Source organism: Acinetobacter sp. YH12152 (genome assembly GCF_013418285.1).
In the GTDB taxonomy this organism is placed as follows: domain Bacteria; phylum Pseudomonadota; class Gammaproteobacteria; order Pseudomonadales; family Moraxellaceae; genus Acinetobacter; species Acinetobacter amyesii.
In genome coordinates this window covers 13762-31329 of sequence record NZ_VPCH01000024.1, presented here as the reverse complement: position 1 = coordinate 31329, position 17568 = coordinate 13762, and the positions used below count along the sequence as shown (strand labels likewise).

At 41.3% G+C, this 17568-nt stretch carries 16 protein-coding genes; 6 read left to right on the top strand and 10 right to left on the bottom strand.

Annotation, left to right across the window (positions count from 1 at the left end; all coding sequences use genetic code 11):
* Positions 1-47: 47 nt before the first annotated feature.
* Together FTU83_RS09405 and FTU83_RS09400 are read left to right on the top strand one after the other, a co-directional pair.
* Positions 48-2519: an LPS-assembly protein LptD gene (locus FTU83_RS09405; protein ID WP_180106234.1), complete on the top strand. Its 2472-nt coding sequence runs from the start codon at positions 48-50 to the stop codon at positions 2517-2519.
* The gene (locus FTU83_RS09400; RefSeq protein ID WP_180106232.1) at positions 2519-3826 is read left to right on the top strand and encodes a peptidylprolyl isomerase; all 1308 of its coding nucleotides are present in this window, start codon (positions 2519-2521) and stop codon (positions 3824-3826) included. The genes FTU83_RS09405 and FTU83_RS09400 overlap by 1 nt, the downstream gene beginning before the upstream one ends.
* Positions 3827-3980: 154 nt before the next feature.
* Here FTU83_RS09400 and hfq read toward each other — a convergent pair whose 3' ends face one another.
* The 4 genes from hfq to tsaE form a co-directional block, all read right to left on the bottom strand.
* On the bottom strand, positions 3981-4490 hold the full coding sequence (gene hfq / locus FTU83_RS09395; RefSeq protein ID WP_168378882.1) for an RNA chaperone Hfq: 510 nt from the start codon (positions 4488-4490) through the stop codon (positions 3981-3983).
* 92 nt (positions 4491-4582) lie between these two features.
* Positions 4583-5527, bottom strand: coding sequence for a tRNA (adenosine(37)-N6)-dimethylallyltransferase MiaA (gene miaA, locus FTU83_RS09390; protein ID WP_168378881.1), 945 nt, complete (start codon positions 5525-5527; stop codon positions 4583-4585).
* A 6-nt stretch (positions 5528-5533) separates the two neighbouring features.
* Positions 5534-7546, bottom strand: coding sequence for a DNA mismatch repair endonuclease MutL (mutL, locus tag FTU83_RS09385; RefSeq protein WP_180106230.1), 2013 nt, complete (start codon positions 7544-7546; stop codon positions 5534-5536).
* Positions 7536-8015 (bottom strand): tRNA (adenosine(37)-N6)-threonylcarbamoyltransferase complex ATPase subunit type 1 TsaE, encoded by a 480-nt coding sequence (gene tsaE / locus FTU83_RS09380; RefSeq protein WP_180003097.1) that lies wholly within the window; start codon positions 8013-8015, stop codon positions 7536-7538. The genes mutL and tsaE overlap by 11 nt, the downstream gene beginning before the upstream one ends.
* Before the next feature lie 135 nt (positions 8016-8150).
* Here tsaE and FTU83_RS09375 point away from each other — a divergent pair, with 135 nt between their 5' ends.
* The 3 genes from FTU83_RS09375 (at position 8151) to FTU83_RS09365 (ending at position 10058) form a co-directional block, all read left to right on the top strand.
* The gene (locus FTU83_RS09375; protein WP_180106227.1) at positions 8151-9056 is read left to right on the top strand and encodes a pseudouridine synthase; all 906 of its coding nucleotides are present in this window, start codon (positions 8151-8153) and stop codon (positions 9054-9056) included.
* A gap of 112 nt (positions 9057-9168) precedes the next feature.
* On the top strand, positions 9169-9516 hold the full coding sequence (locus tag FTU83_RS09370) for a type II toxin-antitoxin system RelB/DinJ family antitoxin (RefSeq protein WP_078189014.1): 348 nt from the start codon (positions 9169-9171) through the stop codon (positions 9514-9516).
* A gap of 98 nt (positions 9517-9614) precedes the next feature.
* Positions 9615-10058 carry a GNAT family N-acetyltransferase gene (locus FTU83_RS09365; RefSeq protein ID WP_168378877.1) on the top strand — a complete coding sequence of 148 codons (444 nt, stop codon included), beginning with the start codon at positions 9615-9617 and terminating at the stop codon, positions 10056-10058.
* A 138-nt stretch (positions 10059-10196) separates the two neighbouring features.
* Here FTU83_RS09365 and FTU83_RS09360 read toward each other — a convergent pair whose 3' ends face one another.
* Positions 10197-10916 (bottom strand): pseudouridine synthase, encoded by a 720-nt coding sequence (locus FTU83_RS09360; RefSeq protein ID WP_180106225.1) that lies wholly within the window; start codon positions 10914-10916, stop codon positions 10197-10199.
* Positions 10917-11067: 151 nt separating this feature from the next.
* Between FTU83_RS09360 and FTU83_RS09355 the strand changes: the two genes are divergently transcribed.
* Positions 11068-11523: a DUF441 domain-containing protein gene (locus FTU83_RS09355; RefSeq protein WP_180003104.1), complete on the top strand. Its 456-nt coding sequence runs from the start codon at positions 11068-11070 to the stop codon at positions 11521-11523.
* Positions 11524-11555: 32 nt separating this feature from the next.
* On the opposite strand, the gene FTU83_RS09350 is transcribed toward FTU83_RS09355, so the two are convergent.
* From FTU83_RS09350 to FTU83_RS09330, 5 genes are all read right to left on the bottom strand, one after another.
* Positions 11556-12722 (bottom strand): CynX/NimT family MFS transporter, encoded by a 1167-nt coding sequence (locus FTU83_RS09350; protein WP_257222573.1) that lies wholly within the window; start codon positions 12720-12722, stop codon positions 11556-11558.
* A gap of 302 nt (positions 12723-13024) precedes the next feature.
* Positions 13025-14035, bottom strand: a complete 1011-nt coding sequence (locus FTU83_RS09345; protein ID WP_180106221.1) for a sensor domain-containing diguanylate cyclase — start codon at positions 14033-14035, stop codon at positions 13025-13027.
* A gap of 253 nt (positions 14036-14288) precedes the next feature.
* Positions 14289-14612 carry a gamma-glutamylcyclotransferase family protein gene (locus FTU83_RS09340; protein WP_180106259.1) on the bottom strand — a complete coding sequence of 108 codons (324 nt, stop codon included), beginning with the start codon at positions 14610-14612 and terminating at the stop codon, positions 14289-14291.
* 12 nt (positions 14613-14624) lie between these two features.
* Positions 14625-15545: a LysR family transcriptional regulator gene (locus FTU83_RS09335; protein ID WP_078189020.1), complete on the bottom strand. Its 921-nt coding sequence runs from the start codon at positions 15543-15545 to the stop codon at positions 14625-14627.
* A gap of 245 nt (positions 15546-15790) precedes the next feature.
* Positions 15791-17506, bottom strand: a complete 1716-nt coding sequence (locus FTU83_RS09330) for an AAA family ATPase (protein WP_180003112.1) — start codon at positions 17504-17506, stop codon at positions 15791-15793.
* Positions 17507-17568 lie beyond the last annotated feature (62 nt).

Below are 17568 nucleotides of genomic sequence, written 5' to 3'. Positions count from 1 at the left end.
TGCGACAATAATTAATTGCGATTAAGCATACCTGGTTAATGAGACAAATGAAGCATCAGTTTAAATTTAATCCTTTAGCGACTGCGATCTTAACCCTTCTATGTGGTAGCTCGTTACCAAGCTATGCAGCACCTGTTTCAAACCCGTCCACGGATGACGATACAGAACAACTCAAACAAAGCATTTCAGAAGCTTATCCGGGGCAGCAGTTCTTCGAACAATATTATGTCGATAAATCTGCACCTGAAGCACAGATTCGCAACACCAATCAATTAAGTTCTGCGTTTTGTACAGGCACCTGGATTACCCCAGTTGCTCCAACAACGAAAGCAGTCGCACCTGAAGATGCAACCTCTACCATTACCGCAGACTATGGTCATTTTGACCCGAATGGCGACTCCATTCTTGAAGGTAATGTTCTGATTGACCAAGAAGGTCGTCAAATTCGTGCCGATCAAATCAAAATTGATAAAACCCAAACCTACGCCAATGCTTCTGGCCGCGTGCAAATGGCACAGTCTGGGCTGATTTCGCAAAGCGATTCCATTGATTACAATTTAAAAACCCAACAGGGTGATTTAAATAACAGTTTCTTTATTGCTGAACAGCAGCATGCACACGGTCGCGCTGAGAAAATTTCACGTACTTCAACCGAAACACTCGAATTAGAAAACGCTGTTTATACCACTTGTCCACCTGATGAAAAACCAACGTGGAAAATTCAAGCAGACAAAATTAAGCTGAATCAAGAAACTGGTCGTGGTGAAACCAAAGGTACAACATTATATGTAAAAAACGTACCTGTGATGGCTGTGCCCTATTTCAACTTCCCGATTGATGACCGTCGTACCACAGGTATTTTGACCCCAAGCTTTGGTTTTACCAATGATGGTGGTGTTGAACTTGCCGTTCCCGTCTATCTCAACCTTGCACCAAACTATGATGCAACGGTCACACCACGTTACATTGCAGACCGCGGTCCAATGATGGAAGGCGAATTCCGCTATCTCACTGAAAACTTTGGTTCAGGGATGGTGTGGGGTGGTTATTTACCATCCGACCAAAAGTATGATGATCAGGATCGTAAAGACTTACATTTCCTCCACAACTGGAAAATTAACGATCAATTTACAACCAATTTAGAATACAATTATGCATCTGATAAAGACTATTTCTCAGATCTCAATAATAATCCAAACTCAAAAACTGACCTAAACTTACGCCGTGCATGGGAACTCAATTATAAAAATGGTATCCCTGGCCTAAAAGCACAGCTCAAAGTTGAAGACTTCCAAACACTGGATAAAACTGTCAGTGATGAAGACCGTCCATATGCGCGCTTGCCGCAATTCCTACTGAACTACAAAGTTGGTAATCCGCTCGGCTTACAGTACGAATTTAACAATGATACGGCTTACTTCAAAAAGAACTTACGTAGTAACAATATTCCAAGCAATACTGGCAATTCGCCAATGTATGAGCCAAGTGGTGCACGTATTTATAACGACTTTAGTGTACGTTATAACTATCGTACTCCTTGGTCGTTTGTGATTCCTGAAGCGACGATTCGTAACGTCAACACGATTTACGATCAAGATACCGTTAATGCACAAAACATTAGTTCATCAAATGAAAGTAAATCGGTCGTTGTACCGCAATTTACTTTAGATGCGGGCCTTGTGATGGAACGCGAAGGTCGTTATCTTCAAACCTTAACGCCACGCTTCTTCTATGCGTATTCTCCATACAAAAACCAAGACACTAATCCGAACTTTGACTCAACCACAGCGTCAATTAATTATGACCAGTTATTTAGTCCGCGTCGGTTCTATGGTAATGACCGTTTAGAAGATAATAACTTCGCATCTCTAGGCTTGAGCTATAGTTTATTTGATGATGTTGGTCTTGAGCGTTTAAAAGCCAGCGTTGGTCAAAGTTTCTATTTTGAAGACCGTCGTGTCACACTGAACAACGTCTCTGATAAATTTGATACCGAACGCCATACCGGCCCTGTCGTGAGCATTTCTAGCCAATTATCTGACAGCATCAGTGTGAATGCCAATTCAGCATGGATGGCGAATGGTGATAATGCTCAGCGCGATATTCAAATGTATTACACAGGAAATAAAAGCAATTTATACAATGTCGGTTATTTCTATCGTAAAGACATTCCGAATCGCCAAGACAGCTATGACCAAGCAGTAGCATCGTTTATTCAACCTATTCACAATAACTGGCGTATTATCGGTCATGCACAATATGACCTCGACAACAGTATTGCGCGTGAATATTTACTTGGTGTGAACTACGAGTCATGCTGCTGGGGTGTTTCAGTTTATGGTCGTTCGTACTATAACGATTTAGATGATGTAACATCTTCAGATGTTAAACCAAAACGTGCCATTATGGCGGAGTTCACCCTAAAAGGTTTAGGTGGCTTCAACAATAAATTAACCTCTTTGCTTGAAAACCGAGTGTTGGGTTTTAACAATATTAATCAATCTTGGACAGAACGTTAATGAAGACAAAACAGTTAAAACAAATTTTTAAAGCGTCAGCCTTGGCACTTTGCCTATCGACTTCTGTATCTGTATTTGCTGCTGCGCAACCTAAAGATGAAATTGTAGCTGTCGTTGACAATAGCGTGATTCTACGTAGTGATCTTGATCAAAGCATTGCCGAGATCACTCACCAATTTCAAGCAAAAAAACAAACCGTCCCACCGACTGAATATTTGCAGCAACAAGCTTTAGAACAGCTGATTTCGCGCCAAGCACAGCTTGAACAGGTTAAACGCTATAACGTCAAAGCGGATGAAAAATCGCTCAATGAAGCCGTACTTAAAGTTGCGAAAGATGCCGGCTCTCCAAGCTTAGAAGCGTTTCAGCAAAAATTAGATGCTGTTGCACCAAATACCTATGCAGGTTTACGTGCACGTATCGCTGAAGACATCGCGTTACAACGCCTACGCCAACAGTTGGTCACTTCTCGTATTCAAATCAGTGACCAAGATGTGAAAAACTTCTTAAGTTCACCACAAGGTCAAGCTGCGCTAGGTAATCAAGTCCACGTCTTACATGTACGCGTTGCTAGCAGTGATAATGCCGTTAAAATCGCTGAAGACATTCGCAAAGAACTGGCAGCAAGTAACGATGTTAAAGCGATTACCAACAAATACAGCACCAAAGACATTAAAGTTGACGGTGCAGATATGGGCTTCCGCAACTTATCTGATATTCCAGATGAACTTGCTGCACGTGTAGCACCTTTGCAAGTCGGTCAAACCACTGAACTGATTTCAGTACGTGATGGCGTTCATGTTTTAAAATTGGTTGACCGTAAAGGTGGCGAACAAAAAGCCATTGTTCCACAATACCAAACTCGCCATATCTTGATTCAACCTTCTGAAGTGGTGAGTCCTGAAAACGCAAAACAAATGATAGACAGCTTGTATAACCGCCTGCAAAAAGGTGAAGATTTTGCTGTCTTGGCTTCAACATTCTCGAATGACACCGGTTCTGCTGCCAATGGTGGTAGTTTAGGTTGGGTTAGCCCAGGTGTTATGGTTCCAGAATTTGAAGCGATGATGAAATCAACAGCGAAAGGTGAAATCAGCAAACCTTTCCAATCTCAGTTTGGTTGGCACATCCTGCAAGTAACAGATACACGTCAACAAGACATGACACATGAAGTACAAGAACGTATGGCACGTCAGATTTTAGGTGAGCGTCAATTTGACACTGAACTGGACAGCTGGTTACGTGAAATTCGCAACAATGCCTATGTTGAAATTAAAGATCCTACTCTAGATCGTAAAAAGAAATAAGTGAATAAACAAAAAACCAGCTTCGGCTGGTTTTTTTATGTCGATTCTTATCATCATTCAGCACTTTAGTAATTATTACATACCCTTTGTGAAAACAATCTACTCTTTTATAGGCAAAAAAAACCTCCCATTTGGGAGGTTTTTTTTAATTCAATTAACGATTGTTGTTTTCGTCGTCTTGAGCATCTTCAAATTTAGTTTCGCCATCAAAACCAGCATTTTGACCGCCGAAACCACTTTGACCACCGAAGCCACCTTGACCACCAAAGCCACCTTGAGAGCCAAAACCACCTTGACCACCGAAGCCACCTTGGCCACCGAAGCCACCTTGGCCACCGAAGCCACCTTGACCACCAAAGCCACCTTGACCACCGAAGCCACCTTGTTGACCGCCGAAGCCGCCTTGTTGACCACCAAAGCCGGCAGCGCCTTGAGCACCAGCAGGAGCACCAGCAGGACGTGGGTTACGTGCTGGAACAACAGTTGAAATAGCATGTTTGTAAACCATTTGGCTTACAGTATTTTTTAATAAAACAACGTATTGGTCGAAAGATTCAATATGACCTTGTAATTTAATACCGTTGACAAGGAAGATTGACACAGGAATACGTTCTTTACGGAGAGAATTTAAGAACGGATCTTGTAAAGTTTGACCTTTAGACATGTTATAACTCCAAAAAATAATAAAAATCAGCGCAAAAGCTACCTTTACTTTTCAATTAAAAATTATCAAAAAGGTAGTCTGTAAATTTTGCTTTATCCGTAGCACTTTCGCAAGTCTTCTTGAGCCTGCTGCGCAGTTAAATATGTAGTAAATTTATGCGTTTCTTGCAAAGATCTTAACCAAGTATATTGACGTTTTGCAAGTTGTCGTGTTGCAAAAAGTGCCTTATCCTCCATTTCACGCTGTTTTTCGCTACTTTGATCACTATTTTTCAAAAAATCTAAAGCTTGACGATATCCAACTGAACGCATAGAGGGTAAATTTTCATCTAAATCGTATTTTTCAATGAGAGCTTTCACTTCATTTAAAAATCCAATTTCCCACATTATTTTTAGACGTTGAGCTATACGCTCATGTAATTCTAATCGGTCAGGCAATAATGCGTAATTATGAAAATTGTATCGGTATGGTACGTTTTTAGGTTGCTCAGCTTGTAACTGCGTAATGGGTTTACCTGTTAACTTAAAAACTTCGAGCGCACGGATAATTCGTTGCTTATCACTCGGTTTAAATTTTTCACCTGCCAATGGGTCTACATTGCACAGTTCTGCATATACAGCATCCCAACCTTGCGACTCAGCTTTGGCTTCAATTTCAGCACGTACGGCATAGTCTGCACTCGGTAAGTTTGAAGACAACCCTTCCAATAAAGCCTTGTAATACAACATCGTACCACCGACTAATATCGGTGTTTTACCTCGTGCATGCATATCATCAATCAGCACACAGGCATCTTCCACAAAGTTCGCTGCCGAATACACTTCTAGCGGACTGATAATATCAATCAAATGATGTGGATATTTCTCCAACTCAGCTTTACTCGGCTTGGCCGTACCAATATCCATATCCTGAAAAACCAAAGCAGAATCGACTGAAATTAATTCGAATCCACCTTGCTCGTATAACTCACATGCCAAGGCGGTTTTACCGCTTGCAGTTGGTCCCATTAAGTTGATGACCGGCAATTGATTTGACATGTAAAACTACTCTCCCCGAGCAAAAAGTTTATCTAGCTGTGCCAATGGAAACGCACGCCACGTCGGACGTCCATGGTTACATTGGCTGGCAAATTCAGTTTGTTCCATCTGACGCAGTAATGCATTCATTTCAGATAGACTTAAAATACGGTGTGCGCGTACAGCGCCGTGACAGGCCATGCCTGCCAATATTTGATCGCGCTTTTGTAGTAACCCTGCAACCTGATCACTTGGGTCTAAATCATTTAATAAATCTGGGATCAACGCATCAAAGTCTGCTTTATGCAAAATGGCAGGAACACCTCGGACAATAACTTGCTCATCGCCATATTGATCTATTTCTAAACCTAGGTGTGCCAATTGTTCTTTGAGCTCATCGACGCGCATCGCTTGCATCCGACTGATACTGACGACTTTAGGAATCAGCAATTGCTGTGATGTCCAAAACTCAGGTTTATCCCAAGCCGTTTTCATTTGTTGTAAAACGATGCGCTCATGCGCAGCATGCATATCAACAATGATTAAACCTTCGGTGTTTTGGGCCAAAATATAAATACCATGCAATTGCGCAATGGCAATCCCCAAAGGATGCTCATCGACTTTCTGCTGAATATGTTCAGCCAAAGAAGTATCAGGATCATTTGTAGACTCAGTTTGACGTAAAGGCGCTAAATAACTTTGCAATGCATTATTGAGCTGTCTGGAACCCCCTATATTTGACTGATATCCGGCGCTATTGTTCGATGCATTTGAATTTTGCTGTGTATACCCTTCTTGCCCTGTTGACGCATGATTTGAAGCATATTGCACAGCAGCCGGCGAACTAAAATCAGTAAGCCCGCCCGCGATCTCTGGACTGACAAAATTTGTGCCTTGCTCTGCAACTGGCTGAGGTTGATGTAATGAAAATTGTTCCTGATGACGCGGCTGCGGAATAATATTTTCGTGTGCCTGCCCATCAAGTTTCATTGCAGATGACAATTCGGCGGTCGCGGTTTGAAATTGCGCTAATGTCGATTTGGCAAAATGGCGGACAAACTCATGTACTTCACGTTGATTTAGAAACCGAATTTCATGCTTGGTCGGATGCACATTCACATCGATATTTTCTGGATCAACTTCCATAAACAACAAATAAGCGGCATGTTGATGCCCATGCAAAATACCGTCATAAGCCATGCGAAGTGCATGTGAAACGGTCTTGTCTTTTACGATACGTCCATTCACATAGACATATTGCATATCGGCCTGCGCACGTGCATCTGAAGGATGGCCTAACCAACCACTGAGACGCATATTGACGCTATCAGCATCTATCCAGTACGCATTTTCAGTAAATTGACGGCCTAATAATTGTTGTACCCGCTGAAAACGGAGCGCGCCACTGTCTGCAATAGGCAAGTTCAGCTTAATACTATTGTTATGCTCAAGGACAAAACGTATATCAAAATGGGTCAGTGCCAAACGACGGACAATTTCTTCGATATGTCCAAACTCAGTCCCCGGTTTTTTGAGGAACTTACGCCGTGCAGGCACATTAAAAAATAAATCTTGCACACGGATGGTGGTGCCTTGCGTCGCTGCCACAGGCTGAATTTCTTGCGAATCAAATGCGGTGCCATTTACTTCGACCTGATAGCCTACACCGTCATCATTTTGGCTACTGGTCAATGTCAAACGAGACACCGCAGCGATCGAAGCCAAGGCTTCCCCACGAAAACCTAGACTTACAATGGCATGCAAATCTTCAGCAGTTTGGATTTTACTTGTGGCATGGCGCATGACCGCCAAAGGTAAATCTTCAGGGTGAATACCCCGACCATTGTCTATTATTTCAATCAGTGTACTGCCGCCTTGTTCAATACGAACAATCAGCTCAGTCGCCCCTGCATCAATGGCATTTTCCAGTAATTCTTTGACCACAGAAGCGGGACGTTCAATCACTTCCCCTGCGGCAATTTGGTTGGCTAAGGCAGGATCAAGCGTTCGAATGCGGCGGGCACTGATTTCATTCAGCATGGTTAAATTTTTGCTCCAAAGCGTTTTGCAAAGTTTTTGAAGAAGAACTTAAAGTCGCTGTACGGGTGGTTTCATCCGCAGACTTTTCAATATTAATAATTAAATCAGCCTCAGGGATTTCGTCGCCCCCTTTAGATGGCCATTCAAATAAAAATAGGGCGTTCGGCGTTTCTAAATAATCACGGATACCCATAAGTTCAAGCTCATAAGGGTCATTCAGACGATATAAATCAAAATGAAAAATATCTTGTCCTTGAATATTGTAAGGTTCAACTAATGTATAGGTTGGACTTTTTACCGCACCTTGATGACCCAAGTGTTGTAAAAAATAACGTGTTAACGTGGTCTTTCCTGCACCCAAGTCACCAATTAAATACGCTACACCCGTCGTAAAATGCGTCGCCAGTACGGTAGCTAAGTTTTGGGTATCGACTTCACTATTAAGTTCCAGACTGAATGAATACTGCATATTACTCACAACATGTACATAAGAATTAAATATGATAGCATCGCACTGGCTAAAATGGATATGTTCACACTACAGATTGAGCATTTTTCATGATGTGTTCTCTGCTTCATTTGCTCAGTTTTTAGATCTTTCTTCATGCACAGTTTTGAATTTACTCCCCCGATGATCAATGGTGTCAGTGCCAGCAAAGTCTTCCTAGACGGTCAACACACGCAAGCCTCTAGCGTCTATGCATATTTGTGTGAACAATTTCCTCATATCCAAGCAGCAGAGTGGCAACAACGATTTAAGGATGGATTGGTCTATGCCGCAAATGGTGACGTTTTAACGATAGACAGTCCTTTTGAAGCCAATCGTCATGTTTATTATTATCGATTCTTAGCGCATGAAATCCATGTTCCTTTTGAGCATCAGATTTTGTTTGAAAATGATCATTTCATTGTGGTCGATAAACCACATTTTCTCACCATGAGTCCAACCGGTCAGTATGTACAAGAAACCTTATTGGTTCGACTCAAAAAACAAACGCAGCTTGAACAGCTAACGCCGATTCATCGTTTAGACCGTGAAACTGCCGGCGTGGTGCTGTTTTCCAAATGTGTCGAAAGCCGTGGGCTGTATCAACAAATGTTTGCCACTCGAAACGTTCAAAAAACCTATCATGCCATTGCAGCTTATCGAGATGAATTAAATTTCCCAATCACAACTCGCTATCGCATGGAAAAAGGTCAACCTTTTTATACAATGCAAATAGTAGATGGTGAACCTAACAGCGAAACCTTCATTCAGCTGATCCAGCAGCATGGAAACCGCGCTAAGTATGAATTAAAGCCACATACCGGCAAGCAGCACCAACTCCGTGTGCATTTAAATGCTTTGGGCATTCCAATTCAAAACGACCCCTTTTATCCAGTAGTGCAACATAAGGCAGAGGATGATTTCAGCCAACCTTTACAACTACTTGCGAAACATCTTGAGTTTATCGATCCTGTGACAGAGCAGGCTTTTCAATTCAGTTCTGCCTATGAATTGACACTGTAAATCGATTGTCATTACATTAAATTGATAAAATACTGCCGAACATTCTTGAATTTATGATAGTTTTGATTAGAATAAATGCGAAAAGTTAAGTATTTTAAAGCTTTCTAAGAATATGAGAAAAACTGAAGTCTACCAAATCCGCCTCGATTCACAGGAAAAGAAACAGGCCTTTGCCGTGTTTAAGCAATTAGGCATTACACCTGCACAGGCTGTACGTCTATTCTTTAAACAAGTTGTTTTAACCAAATCGATCCCCTTCTCTATTGAAAACCAAAATATCAATATTGAACAATTGATTAAGTTACGTAAATTAAAACAACAAGAAGCTCAAGCCATTTCAACCACTGAAATTAGCCCTGCGGAATTAGAAATTTTAAATAATGATCCATTATTAGATGATGATCATCTCGACTTGTTTGAAGAGCTCAATGCAATTTTGGGTGAAGGTGACAAAACTTAACACTGTCGCATTTATAAACAATTTATAAATCAACCAATTTCGAAAATTCGATATGCTTCATGCAAGACTGATAAAAATAGCATGGAGTATAGAAAAAAATGATCGTTCGACGCGCAACAGAAGCAGACCTTCATCCACTTGCTGTTTTATTTGATGAATATCGCCAATTTTATGGCACCTCTTCTAATCTTGATATCTCATATAAATTTCTAAGACAACGTTTTGAAAATAATGAAAGTGTAATTTTTATTTGCTTAAAAGATGATGTGATTACTGGGTTTATCTTACTGTATTTGGGCTTTTCATCTGTGGCTTGTTCAACCTACTATATTTTAGATGATGTCTATGTCAGCCCTGTATATCGTCGTCAGGGTTCAGCCAAACAATTGATCGATACCGCGGTTCTCTTTGCTCAACATGAAGGTGCGCTTCGAATCAGCCTCGAAACTCAAAAAAATAACTATCACTCACATCAGCTCTATGAATCGATGGGCTTCATTAAAGATGATGAATTTCAAACTTATCATTACTTTATTCGCTAATGCCTTGCTCGGCATTAAAATACATCATCAACGCATATTAGAAACGAATCTTTCGATCAGTAGATAGCAGACATATTAAGGGGCTTTAATACCGCACATTCATCCTTCAAATGATGACGTATCAAAGCCCAATACCCATTACTGTGGATTTAGATTTTCACGAAATTTCGATTGTTCAATTTGCGCTGCATTCAAATAAATCCATTCACCCTCAGCGAGATCTTCAAGCTTTAATTGTCCAATTTGAGCTCGATGTAAAGTTTCAACTTTATTACCGACAGCCGCCAACATCCGCTTTACTTGATGATAGACCCCTTGATGGACAGTCATTTGTAATTGCTGTGAAGCCAATAGCTGTACATCGGTTGCAGCGAAGATGCCTTTTTCGTTTCGAAGCTCCACGCCTTGTTCTAATTGTTGTATTTGCTCAGGCGTCACAGGATCTGCGGTATGCATCGAATACACTTTGGCAACATGCTTTTTAGGGTGTGTAAGCGCTTGTAGATATTGACCATCATCCGTGAGCAGCAACAGTCCAGTGGTGTCTTGATCCAGTCGCCCGACGCATTGCAAACCACGATTTAACAGCACATCATCAAATAATTCAAAAACACTAAAATGATGGGTTGCCTGATGCGAACATTCATAACCTTGGGGTTTATTTAACGCAATATAGATATGCTCACGATAGACATAGTCCTGACCATGCACACTGTAAGTTAAATCATTCAAGTCCAGTTTTTGCTTTGGATTATCTACAATCTCACCGTGTATTTCGACCGCACCATTTTTAATCAACTGTTGGCAATATTTACGCGAACCAAAACCTTGTGATTGCAGCATTTTTTCCAAAAACATAGAACAACCTAATAAACACCATATATTGCTATTTTATACTGAACCACGAGCCAACTTGCAGGAAAAATAGCGGAAATAATCTTGAACGCCAGTTTTTAATGTTTCTGCGCTACACTATTGATTATTTATTGAAGTTTCTCACGAATATCCTATGTCTCAGTTGGATTTAAATCTGATCGTGTTATTGGTGTTATTGGCTTGTGGCATCTTTAGCCACAATACAGCGATCACCATAGCAGCAGGTGTCTTGATTATTTTCCGCATCACGCCTTTAAGTGAATTTTTCCCCTATCTGCAACAATATGGCTTAAACATTGGCATTATTATTTTAACCATTGGCGTACTCACGCCGATCGCTAGCGGAAAAATACCCGGTGATTCGATTTTAAAATCCTTTTTAAGTTGGAAATCCCTCGTCGCAATCGCCATTGGCATCTTTGTCGCATGGTTAGGCGGTCGCGGTGTCAAACTGATGTCCAATCAGCCAGATGTGGTTGCCGGACTATTGATTGGGACAGTCGCAGGTGTTGCCATGCTGCGTGGTGTACCTGTCGGCCCACTCATTGCAGCAGGCATCTTGTCGCTACTGATTGGGATTAAACAATAAGGCCGTTGCTGACATAGCGGTTTAACAAAATTTTAATTTGAGCCATGCTGCATTTGAAATAAACGTCGACTAAGCATGATTCCAACGAATGATAATGCTGACATCAAGATCCCCGCCCAAAACCACGCTCCAGTTTGTGAAACCACAGTGGCAATCACAGGTGGCAGAACAAATTGTGATATGGCAGAGCATTGTAAAATCATGCCGACCGTCGTACTAATTGCCGCAGGATAAGGTGCAAAATGCAGTGATTGCGCAAAGACCGTCGCAGCAACCAAGCCTCCAAAAAGCGAAAAACTAAACACCGTTAAATATTGCAGTAAAAAAGGTAACGCATCTTTAGAGAGATAAAATCCTAAAGAGCAAATGATCAAGACAGCAAAACCCAGTTGGACTAAAGTTCTAGCTTGAAAACCACGCTGTAATAACAGTCCGCAACCCCATGTGCCCACTGCATTCGCAACGGCAACACTGGCTGTTAAAGCGCCTGCCAATTCAGCTGAAATTTGGTTTTGTGCATAAATCATCGGTAAGAAACCCACCAATGCAAACCACTGCCCTGCATATGTCCCAAAAATGAGCGCCAAAAGCCATGCTGCAGGATGTTTCAAGGTATCTCTAATGAGACCAATAATAGGTGTTGTATTCAGCGCCACATTAGGCTGAGGAATAAACATAGCGATACAGAGTAGTAATGCTGCAGTAATCATAGCGAAACTGAGCCAAACCACACTCCAACCATATTGAGCAATTAGAAATGGCGCAACCAATAAGGCTATGCCCATACCTCCGCCCATATAAGCACTCCACAGTCCCATCTTTGCTCTGATGTGCTGTAGCGGTACAAGCTGACGGATAAATGCAGGCCCTGTGAGTGTCACCAATAAGAAGCCAAATCCTTCTATGACACGCAGTAGCAACAAGACATCAAAGCTTTGTGCAAAGCTCCCCCATGCACTTGCTATCGTCAATAGACTTAAGCCCAATAAGATACACAGTTTAAATCCAATTTTTTGGATATAACTACCAATCAACAATGCAAAGCACATTCCTGCACCCTGTACTAGTGAGAGCAATAAACCAGACTGAATAAAGCTAATGCCGAGTTGCTGTTGTAATACAGGTATTGCGGGCGGTAGTTTCCCGATATGCATTGCAGCAATAAAACCTGCCGCAATAATGAATAAATCTTTTGACATCCCTTTCATTGAATTGTCATGCTCTTTTCGCCATGCAATAGTGCACAGCTTAACAATTCAAAATATTATTTTGAGTCAAAAAACAAATGACCTTAGATGATTTTTCAATTATTTAATCATCTTGCACCGTCACATGCTAAGCGCACTTTGATTTAAATTAAACAATGATACTTAGTAATGTCATCCGCATTTGTTTGAGACAGGACAAGTTTTCATCAAAACGTTTTGCGATACTTTAGATAATATGAAGGTAGTGAAGGAATTCACCTACATAACAATTAGAGAATTATTTAGGCAGTACGTTATTCAGGATTGATTTGTTTCCGTACACGCTTATTGGCGTACATTTTCAAATCTGCCATTTCGACCAATTGATCGATAGATTGAGCATCTTCTGGAAATAAAGCCATGCCTATACTGGCACCAATTTTCAAGCTCATTTGCTCAAATACAAACGGCAGTCCGCAACTTTCTGCGATTCGATTCATCGCCGTTTGCGCACGTTCTAAGTTGGCAATATTGGTTAAGATCACAGCAAATTCATCACCACCCAAGCGTGCAACCAAGTCATCTTGACGTGTTTCACGCAAAATGCGCTGTGCAATTTCTTTCAGTGCAGCATCCCCAATGCGATGTCCAAACTGATCATTAATCGGCTTCAGACCATCCATATCAATCATCAAGATACCTAGCACTTTTTTCTGCGCACGTGCTTTTTCTATCCCTTGGCGTAAAAAGTCGACAAACAAAGCCCGATTGGCTAAGCCGGTTAAGCTATCTTGAGTCGCCAATTTATATAACTCTGTCGCACCGAAACGTGTTGCATGGTACATCGCCGCAGCGATCAACTCAGACATCAAACTCAATATATGTAAATCAGCTTCCTGAAAGGCATCGACTTGGTCAGAGTAAATCTTTAAAACACCAACACCTTCATCACAGTGAATCAATGGCACCACAGCCATCGAACGCAACCCGACACGTCGACATGCCACGCGATCTACCCGTGCATCTGTTTCCGAATCTTGGCAATACAGTGTTTGTTTTTGCGCTATACATAGACCCGATAAACTATTTTCAATATGAAGTCTTAGACCCAGTAAATGGCTCGCCCCGCCAGACACTGCACGATAGACCATATCACCATCTTCAGCCAACTCTACAACTGCACCTTTAGCATGTGTAATCTGCTGCGCCTGTTCTGCGACCACGGTCATCACTGCATTTAGATCTAAACCCAGTTTGGCAATAGCTGTCTGCGTTTGAATCACAGACATGAGTTGAGTTGGTGATGGTTCTATAGTATTCGGCATGATTGAGCTCAAACAGGTTTCAGTGTGAGATACAGCTCAATTCTAAAAATTATTCATCCACTTGTATAGCAATCTTAAAGTGATTTCTGTGCATTCAAGCACTTTAGATACAACTCTTTCAAATACTGCTCTTCGAAAGAAAATGCACTCAAGGAAACAACAGAGCAAGCAGAATCATCGATACATATTTCAAAGGTCGGGGAAAGTCATAATGTATGGATGGCCCACGTATTTTACGACTCTCCCCTCTATATTATTTCAAGGCGTAAATTTCACTCTGCATCCATTCTCCGCCTTCCAATTGCACATCAACAGCCACACGTTGATATTCAGCACCTTCAAATTCATCTAAAGCCGCCCAATGAGCTGCTAAGTTTTCAGAGATAAAAACATAGCCTTCAATGGCTTGACCTGCCTTCGATAAACGAATGCCCGGACTGCCCATCGCTGCACCCCAGCCTTTATGTTCTAATTCACCCCAAACCACACCTTTCTTCCACACACCACCTATGCGCTCCATCACATTAGCATTGGGCTGACCTAGACGTAATGTCCCGTATACAAAAAGATTCTGAATCATAGATCCCCCTTAGTTGGAATAATATTGATTGCGTTTTTGTGAGAATTTCGCCAACTGTTTTAGGAAGCCTTCAAAGTAGCTTTTTTCAGCCTCTTCGGTACGATAACCGGCGTACAAAGTCCGTCTTAAACCTTCAGGTGAAACACAATCTAAACGTCGAGAGGTCACCCAACCTTTTTGTTCATATTCATTTACCACCCAATCAGGTAATGCCGCGATGCCACGACCGCTTGCAACCAACTGAATCAGCATCTGGGTCAAATCTGTCGTACGAACGTGTTTAGGCTGAATATTGGCCGGTAAAAATAATTTTGCCATGATATCTAAACGATGTTTATCGACCGGATAGGTTATCAGCGTTTCTTCTGCTAATTCTTGAACAGTCACATTTGTCGCACGAACCAATGGATGTGTATTGGACAATACCAAACGAGACTCATATTCAAAGATAGGGAAATATTCCACACCTTTTAAATTGATTGGGTCTGCCGTAATCAGAAGATCAAACTCGCCCGTTTGTAATAGTTCATGCGGATTGGCTTCAAAGCCAGAGGCAAAGTCTAAATCTACATCGGGGTATTGCTGACGGTAGACATTCAATAACGGCATCAGCCAATCAAAACAACTATGGCATTCTGAAGAAAAAATAATTCGGCCGGTTTGACCATGCACAATACGTGTAATGTCCGATTGTGCAATTTGAACTTGCGGCAAAATATCATCAGCAAGGCGTAGTAAACGTTGCCCAACATTCGAAAAAGTAACAGGACGTGTGCGTCGGTTCACCACCTCTACCCCATACCAATGATCTAGCTCTTTCAACTGGTGTGAAAGTGCAGAAGGCGTTAAACACAGATCATTAGATGCAGCGACCAAAGAACCGTGTTCTCTGAGTGCCAATAAGGTTTTAAGATGGCGTAATTCCAACATGATTGTTCTCAACTAAACTTGGGAGCAACTTTGCAATCAAATTGTTTTCGCAAAGTATTAATGAATTATACTCATCTTATCATTATTTTATTAAGTATTATTCATTTGAAGTTTTATTTGGAACTTTAACCACCAATTCATCGTTTTTAAGCAGATGCAAAGGATGAAAATAAACACGATGCCCCCTTATTAAAAAAGCCAGATTGATCAATCTAGCTTTAAATGTATGTAATCCAAAGAATGTGTTATTCCACAAATAATAAAGCCAAACGAACTTGGTCATATCCCATGCGTGGACTGGTTAACTCCACAATTGGACGCAACTTAACCGTGCCGTCATCATTATAATGTGCTGGGTCTTGTCGTTTCGCCAAACGTTTATAGATTTTACGCACCTGCTCAACCACGTCTTCTCCCGGATGTGCCACCGAGATATCTAAACCTTGCTCTTTTTGCAGACGAGCCAAATGGTTAATAATCGTAGCTGGTGTTAAACCACGCTCCACAGCAATATCCTGAATTTCATAACCTTCCTCAAACAACTCCCGAGTTTGATCTAAAGTCGCTGTGGCAAAGCTTTGTTTTGCACCAGTTTTGGCTATTTTCTTTTCATTGCGCTCGATTTCCACTTCATTCAGCGTTCCACCACAATGACGAATAAAGGCTTTATGTTGTACGGTTAAATCAGCCTCTGCAAAATTGGTTTCCGCTTCGTCAGAGAGCTCCTGAAAACGTCGATCGGCTTTAATCGCCAAACTGTCGAGTTCTAAGGCTTGTTCATTAAAACCAAGTAAACGCAGACCATCTAATGTTTTTAAACGCGACAATGCCACATAACCCTGACCTTTCTCAAAAGTATGCGTTAAGTTAATTTCAGCCGCTGCAAGGGTCATCCCTTGAGATTTATGAATGGTGATTGCCCAGGCCAATCGCAGTGGAATTTGTTGGAAACTGGCAATGGTTTTACCATCATCATTATCGACAGACCATGTTTCAGGCTCGACCACTAAGGTCGTGCCATCAGTGAGCTTTACTTTAGGCAAGATGCCATATTCATCATCTTCTTCAAAACCTATCACTTCACCGAGACTGCCATTGATATAGCCCACATCAAAGTTGTTTTTTACAAACATCACTTTGGCATTTTTCTTTAAGGTCAAAGTTTCCGGCGCACGCACTGAAGATTTTAAGGTTTCAATCAGTTTATCATTACCATCGCATTGAGCATCAAACTGGCGAGATTCTTGCTCAATTTCATTTAGATGTTTATAGTTAATACTATCTACATCCATATTATGGGTATACAAGCGCGTAAAGGTTTCACCTATATTTTGTGAACTTGTCTGCCTTAAAGCATGCAAATGATCGCCAGTAATTTGCTGAGCACGAATCGCATTTAGAATGTCATTCAGATAGTCATTGCCCTGACGATGTTGTTCGGTCAAATAACACACGCGAAACTTCGCCTCTACCCATGCTTCGGACATAAAGCAAAACTTATCACGGTTTAATTCACCTTTACGCCCCACAGGAGGTAACTGGAAGAAGTCACCTGCAACAATGACTTGAATCCCCCCAAAAGCATCTTCACTGTCTTTAAAAAATTTTAAAACTTTATTCACCAAGTTTAATTGCTTGGCATGCAACATCGAAATTTCATCGATGATTAAAACTTGGGCATTTTCCAAATGCTCTTTTAAATATTTACGTTCTTTTAAGCGCTTTAACTCATCTTCGGAAATCGCATCTTTAATCCCAATCCCTGCCCATGTATGAATTGTCATGCCATTCATATGGGTTGCAGCAATCCCTGTAGAAGCCGTAATTGCCACCGGCACTTTGCGCGCTTTCAGATAATTGATGTACTGATTTAAAGTATAAGTTTTACCTGCACCAGCCGAACCTGTTAAAAACACATTTTCGCCTGCTTTGAGCAACTTGAGTGCAGTTTCTTGTTTCATAAGACCTATACCGTAAAAGAACGGCTATAGCCTAACGATTTTTGACTCAAAAGTTAAGCGCA

Excerpts from the sequence above, each read along its gene's own strand:
- FTU83_RS09405 (WP_180106234.1), top strand. The coding sequence starts at position 48 with ATGAAGCATCAGTTTAAATTTAATCCTTTAGCGACTGCGATCTTAACC.
- FTU83_RS09400 (WP_180106232.1), top strand. The coding sequence starts at position 2,519 with ATGAAGACAAAACAGTTAAAACAAATTTTTAAAGCGTCAGCCTTGGCA.
- hfq (WP_168378882.1), bottom strand. The coding sequence starts at position 4,490 with ATGTCTAAAGGTCAAACTTTACAAGATCCGTTCTTAAATTCTCTCCGT.
- miaA (WP_168378881.1), bottom strand. The coding sequence starts at position 5,527 with ATGTCAAATCAATTGCCGGTCATCAACTTAATGGGACCAACTGCAAGC.
- mutL (WP_180106230.1), bottom strand. The coding sequence starts at position 7,546 with ATGCTGAATGAAATCAGTGCCCGCCGCATTCGAACGCTTGATCCTGCC.
- tsaE (WP_180003097.1), bottom strand. The coding sequence starts at position 8,015 with ATGCAGTATTCATTCAGTCTGGAACTTAATAGTGAAGTCGATACCCAA.
- FTU83_RS09375 (WP_180106227.1), top strand. The coding sequence starts at position 8,151 with ATGCACAGTTTTGAATTTACTCCCCCGATGATCAATGGTGTCAGTGCC.
- FTU83_RS09370 (WP_078189014.1), top strand. The coding sequence starts at position 9,169 with ATGAGAAAAACTGAAGTCTACCAAATCCGCCTCGATTCACAGGAAAAG.
- FTU83_RS09365 (WP_168378877.1), top strand. The coding sequence starts at position 9,615 with ATGATCGTTCGACGCGCAACAGAAGCAGACCTTCATCCACTTGCTGTT.
- FTU83_RS09360 (WP_180106225.1), bottom strand. The coding sequence starts at position 10,916 with ATGTTTTTGGAAAAAATGCTGCAATCACAAGGTTTTGGTTCGCGTAAA.
- FTU83_RS09355 (WP_180003104.1), top strand. The coding sequence starts at position 11,068 with ATGTCTCAGTTGGATTTAAATCTGATCGTGTTATTGGTGTTATTGGCT.
- FTU83_RS09350 (WP_257222573.1), bottom strand. The coding sequence starts at position 12,722 with ATGTCAAAAGATTTATTCATTATTGCGGCAGGTTTTATTGCTGCAATG.
- FTU83_RS09345 (WP_180106221.1), bottom strand. The coding sequence starts at position 14,035 with ATGCCGAATACTATAGAACCATCACCAACTCAACTCATGTCTGTGATT.
- FTU83_RS09335 (WP_078189020.1), bottom strand. The coding sequence starts at position 15,545 with ATGTTGGAATTACGCCATCTTAAAACCTTATTGGCACTCAGAGAACAC.
- FTU83_RS09330 (WP_180003112.1), bottom strand. The coding sequence starts at position 17,506 with ATGAAACAAGAAACTGCACTCAAGTTGCTCAAAGCAGGCGAAAATGTG.